This window comes from Streptomyces sp. 13-12-16 (assembly GCF_002114215.1).
In the GTDB taxonomy this organism is placed as follows: domain Bacteria; phylum Actinomycetota; class Actinomycetes; order Streptomycetales; family Streptomycetaceae; genus Streptomyces.
The window spans coordinates 1-5457 of sequence record NZ_NCTE01000087.1 but is presented as its reverse complement, the minus strand read 5'-3'; the positions used below and the strand labels follow the sequence as shown (position 1 = coordinate 5457).

Here is a 5457-nt window from a genome sequence, read left to right as displayed (position 1 = left end):
CGTGCTGCCCCAGGCCGAACAGCGTGTGCAGGGCCGTCTGGCCGCACGCCAGCAGCAGCGCGGTCCCCGGCAGCGACCGCGCGCGTCCGGTGAGCGGCGCGGCGACCGCGAGGGCCCCGAGGAAGCCCGCGCCCAGCGTCCACAGCGGTACGGCGGTGCGGGAGGCGAGCGCGTGTCCTGCCCCGGCCAGCACGACGCAGACCGCGGCGAACACCGCGGCCCGCAGGATCCGGAGGCCTCGTCCGGAGCGTGTCGTACACGGGTGGGGGGCAGACATGGCGCGCTCATCATCGCACCGGCCCGCCGGCCGACGTACGGCAGGTCCGCAAGATGAGGTACGACCGGAAGATCACATCTGCTACGACACGCCCCACATACACCGATCGGATCCACGACACACCCGCCGTATGGGCGGTCTCACGTCAACTTCACGCTTACCGGCGAGCACTCAGGGCAATACGTAACGGTATGTCGAGCCGCAGCCAGGAGGCTGGAGCATGAGCATCTGGTGGTCACTCCATCTGCGGCGCGACGCCGCCAGCGTGCCGCTCGCCCGGCGCCTGCTGCTCGGCACCATGGAGACCGCGGGCGTCGACCCCGACATCTCCTACGACCTGTCCGTCGCCCTCAGCGAGGCCTGCGCGAACGCGGTCGAGCACGGCGGGGACACCGTGCGGGACGGCACCTCGGAGGCGTTCCGGGTGACCGCCTACCTCGACGGCGAGAAGTGCCGCATCGAGGTCGCCGACGCGGGCCCCGGCTTCCCCGGCACGACCGGGAGCCGTCCCCGCCCGCCGGCCCGTCCCGCGCCGTCCGACGCGGAGCACGGACGGGGCCTGTGTCTCATCCGGGAGCTCGCCGACCACGTCCACATCGGCAACAAACCGGGCCGGGGCGGCGCGGTGGTGAGCTTCGACAAGATCCTCAAGTGGCGCGAGGACGCCCCGCTCGTCGCGGTGTAGCGAAACGCGGTGCGTCGGGCCGCGGTGCGGTCGGGCCGCAGTGCGGCGACGGGAACGGCCGGGCACGCGCGCGTACCCGGCCGCCGTGCCGTGCGTCAGCCCTTCAGGGCCGCCATCCACGCCTCGACCTCGTCCGACCGCCGGGGCAGCCCGTCGGACAGGTTCCGGTTGCCGTCCGCCGTGACGAGGATGTCGTCCTCGATGCGGACGCCGATGCCGCGGTACTCCTCGGGCACGGTCAGGTCGTCGGCCTGGAAGTACAGACCCGGCTCGACGGTGAGCACCATGCCGGGCTCCAGCGTGCCGTCGACGTACGTCTCGGTCCGCGCGGCGGCGCAGTCGTGGACGTCCATGCCGAGCATGTGACCGGTGCCGTGCAGCGTCCAGCGGCGCTGCAGCCCCAGCTCCAGCACCCGCTCCACCGGGCCCTCGACCAGGCCCCACTCGACGAGCCGCTCGGCCAGCACGCGCTGGGCGGCGTCGTGGAAGTCGCGGTACTTGGCGCCCGGCTTCACCGCCGCGATACCGGCCTCCTGGGCGTCGTACACGGCGTCGTAGATCTTCTTCTGCAACTCGCTGTACGTGCCGTTGACCGGAAGCGTGCGCGTGACGTCGGCCGTGTAGTACGTGTGCGTCTCCACGCCCGCGTCGAGCAGCAGCAGGTCACCGGAGCGGACCGGGCCGTCGTTGCGCACCCAGTGCAGCGTGCAGGCGTGCGGGCCGGCGGCGCAGATGGAGCCGTAGCCGACGTCGTTGCCCTCCACGCGGGCGCGCAGGAAGAACGTTCCCTCGATGTAGCGCTCGCTGGTGGCCTCGGCCTTGTCGAGGACCTTCACGACGTCCTCGAAGCCGCGCACGGTGGAGTCGACGGCCTTCTGCAGCTCGCCGATCTCGAAGTCGTCCTTGACCAGCCGCGCCTCGGAGAGGAAGACGCGCAGCTCCTCGTCGCGCTCGGCGGTGACCTTGTCGGTCAGCGCCGCCTCGATCCCGGCGTCGTACCCGCGCACCACCCGTACCGGGCCGGTGGCCTCGCGCAGCGCGCCGGCCAGCTCGCGGACGTCGGAGGCGGGGATGCCGTACAGCTTCTCGGCCTCGGTGAGGGAGTGGCGGCGGCCGACCCACAGCTCGCCCTGCCCGTCCAGCCAGAACTCGCCGTTCTCACGGTTGGAACGGGGCAGGAGGTAGATCGTCTCCTTGTGGCCGTCCGCCGTGGGCTCCAGGACGAGGACGCCGTCCTCCGTCTGGTTGCCGGTGAGGTAGGCGTACTCGACGGACGCGCGGAAGGAGTACTCCGTGTCGTTCGAACGCGTCTTCAGGTTGCCCGCGGGGACGACCAGACGCTCACCCGGGAAACGGGCGGAGAGCGCCGCGCGGCGGGCGGCGGTCTCGGCGGCCTGGGGGACCGGCCGCAGATCATGCAGCTCCGTGTCGGCCCAGCCGCTCCTCATGCTCTCGGCCAGCTCGTCGGACACGCCCGGGTACAGGCCGTTCTTGCGCTGCTTGACGGGCTCTTCCTCGGCAGTCTCCGGGGTCTCCGGCAGCTCCTCGGCCACGGTCATCCTCCTCGATACGGCACTGGACCACCCCCCATCGTACGGTCGGGCGGAAACGGCCGAATGGGGCACGGACCGGTAGCGGAGAGGGACGGGACGGCTACTCGAACCGCGCCGCCAGCAGCACCACGTCCTCCCTGGAGCCCGCCGTGTCCGCGCCCTCGGGCAGCACCGCGCGCAGGACGTGGTCGGCGACGGCGCCGGGGTCGTGGCGCAGGGCCTTCGGCACTCCCGCCGCCGCCGCGTGCAGCCGCGCGAAGGCGCGGTCGGTCGGATCGCCGGTGCGGTGCAGCAGCCCGTCGGTGTAGAGCAGCACCGTCTCCCCCGGCTCCGCCTGGACCTCCACGCTCGGCGCCTCCCAGCAGGCGAGCATGCCCAGCGGCGCGGAGACCGACGTCTCGACGAACTCGGTGCGGTGCTCGCCGAGCAGCAGCGGCGGACTGTGCCCGGCGCCGGCCAGTGTGATCCGGCGCAGCGCGGGTTCGCAGTAGCCGAACAGGGCGGTGGCCGACCGGGCGGGCTCGGTGAGCCGCAGCAGCAGCTCCAGGTCGGACAGGACGGCGACCGGGTCCTCGCCCTCCATCACGGCGTACGCGCGCAGCGACGCCCGCAGCCGGCCCATCGCCGCGACCGCACTGGGTCCCGCCCCGGTGACGGACCCGACGGCGAGACCGAGGGCCGCGTCCGGCAGGGGCAGCGCGTCGTACCAGTCGCCGCCCCCGAGCGGGGAGGTGCGGTGCCGCGCGGCGAGCTGGACGCCGGTGACCCGGGGGAGACGGGAGGGCAGCAGTTCCTCGGCCATCGTGGCCATGCACGCGCGCGTGCGCTCGAGTTCGAGGAGCCGGGCCAGGTGCTCGGCGGCGTGGCGGACGTACAGGCCCACGAGGTGGCGCTGCCGCTCCGACGGCTCGGCCGGCTCGTCGTAGAGCCACACCGCGGCACCCAGGCGCCCGGCGGCCCCGGTGGCGAGGGGGAGGGCGAAGCTGGCGGCGTAGCCGAGGCGGGCGGCGACCTCGCGGTGCCGGGGGTCGAGCCCCTTCTCGGCGAACAGGTCGGGTTCGGCGATGCCGTCGTCGGCGCCGGGCAGCCCGTCGAGGATCCTGCCGTACGGCAGTGAGCCGCGCGGCACCGTCTCCATGTGGCCGAGATCCGCGCGGGCCAGTCCCAGGCCGATGGTGGTGGCCGGGCCGAGACCGTCGGCGGGTTCCAGGGCGACGAGCCCGCGCCGCGCGCCCACCAGGGCGGCTCCCGCGCGCAGCAGCTCCTGGAGCGCCTCGTCGAGCGTGCTCGCGCGGGCCAGGCGTTCGGTGAGTTCGTGGAGGGTCGTGAGGTCGGAGACCCAGCCGGCGAGCCGGTCCTGGAGCAGCGCGCCCGGCGCGTTCTGGGGGTTTGCCGGGGGAGCCGGGGAGGTACCCGCGGTGACGGACGCGACAGTGTGTGCGGGTGAGGGAACCGTTGAATCGATTCCGGCCACTTTCGGAGGGTGCGGAGCGTTCATGGTGTCCGGCTTTCCGACCGGTACGTACTGCTCAAAAGCATCGCAAACCCCCATGTCATTCTGCGTCGCCGGCAGTGTCTCCACATGTACACGTACTCGTGAGGAGATGTCCAGCATTGTCCTGCTGGGATTCCTGGTGTCCGTGAGGCTGGAGAGAATTCCCCGCAGACCTCTTGCCGAAATGTGAAGTTGGCTTGAAACTGCCTCAGGGGGAGGCATATTGCGGTCGACTGGCCTTGCTCGACGGAGCGTCACAACGGTCGTGATGGGTACGTACTCGGTGAAGACCAGGGGCGGTTGGGAACCGTTCGGGAACCTGGCGACGGACCCGGGCGTCTTAACCACCGACGACCGTGCCCCATCCTCCCGTGGCGGAGGCGGAGAGAACCACGCGCGACGGCAAACGCCAGACTTCGCCACCCCCACGCCACGCCCGTACTTCTGATAGACGCGGTACGGGTGGAACGGCCGCGGAGGCAGCCCATGCTCGGCCCATAGGGGGTACCCCCCTGCCCGGCGCGGGGGGTGTGATGCGCCCATAGGTACGCACAGTGAAGTGATCGACACATGACGTGATCTGGACCACGGTGTTGCCAGGCGTGCAACGGAAAGGAACGAGCGCTCATGCGCGAGATCCTCGGAAGGCGACGCAGGCTCCTGTCCCGGCGCGGCGACGGAGGGCCCGATCTGATCGGCGCGGCCCTGACCTTCGCCACGGACTGGCAGTGGCCCGTACTCCCGGGCGTGGCGGCGGACCCGCAGGGCCGGTCCCGCTGCGCCTGCCCCGACCCCGAGTGCACGGTGCCGGGTGCCCACCCGTTCGACCCCGGCCTCCTCGCCGCCACCACCGACGCGCGCATGGTGCGCTGGTGGTGGGGCAACCGGCCGACGGCGCCGATCGTCCTGGCCACCGGAGGCAAGGCCCCCTGCGCGGTGTCCCTGCCCGCCCTGCCGGCCGCCCGCGCCCTCGCCGCGCTCGATCGCCGCGGCATGCGGCTCGGCCCGGTCGTCGCCTCGCCGGCCCGCTGGTCGATCCTGGTGGAGCCGTACTCCATGGAGCAGCTGGGCGAGCTGCTGTACGCCAAGGACTTCGTCCCCGGTTCCCTCCGCTTCCACGGTGAGGGCGGCTACCTCGCGCTGCCCCCGTCCGAGACCGCGCAGGGCGGGATCCGCTGGGAGCGCGCGCCGCTGCCCGGCTCGGCCTCGCCGTGGGTGCCCGGTGTCGAGGCGGTGGTGGACGCCGTGGTCGACGCCCTCACCCGTACGGGTGTGAGCGCGCCCGAGATGTAGCGGGTGCGGGCACGGCATCCCGGCCGGGGCGTGGTCCTCCCCGCCGGACCGGGGTGTCCGCGCGTCTCGTGGGCACCGTGACGGCCTGCACGGTCGTGTGCTGCCGTGGTGGGGCCGGGGGCAGGCCTGCCGGGGCCGTCCGGTGCGGTACGGC

The 5457-nt window shown here is 72.8% G+C and carries 4 protein-coding genes and 1 pseudogene; 2 read left to right on the top strand and 3 right to left on the bottom strand.

Annotated features, from left to right (window positions below):
- A pseudogene (locus B7767_RS04285) lies at positions 1–277 on the bottom strand (hypothetical protein); the annotation flags it as partial.
- A 220-nt stretch (positions 278–497) separates the two neighbouring features.
- Between B7767_RS04285 and B7767_RS04280 the strand changes: the two are divergent.
- Positions 498–962, top strand: coding sequence for an ATP-binding protein (locus tag B7767_RS04280; protein WP_085570941.1), 465 nt, complete (start codon positions 498–500; stop codon positions 960–962).
- Between the two features lie 95 nt (positions 963–1057).
- Here the strand turns inward: B7767_RS04280 and B7767_RS04275 are convergent, their stop codons facing one another.
- Together B7767_RS04275 and B7767_RS04270 are read right to left on the bottom strand one after the other, a co-directional pair.
- Entirely contained in the window at positions 1058–2515 is a 1458-nt protein-coding gene (locus B7767_RS04275) for an aminopeptidase P family protein (protein WP_107485792.1), read from the bottom strand.
- Positions 2516–2615: 100 nt separating this feature from the next.
- Positions 2616–4130: a PP2C family protein-serine/threonine phosphatase gene (locus B7767_RS04270; RefSeq protein ID WP_085570939.1), complete on the bottom strand. Its 1515-nt coding sequence runs from the start codon at positions 4128–4130 to the stop codon at positions 2616–2618.
- 507 nt (positions 4131–4637) lie between these two features.
- Here B7767_RS04270 and B7767_RS04265 point away from each other — a divergent pair.
- Positions 4638–5303 carry a bifunctional DNA primase/polymerase gene (locus B7767_RS04265; RefSeq protein ID WP_085570938.1) on the top strand — a complete coding sequence of 222 codons (666 nt, stop codon included), beginning with the start codon at positions 4638–4640 and terminating at the stop codon, positions 5301–5303.
- Positions 5304–5457: the final 154 nt, after the last annotated feature.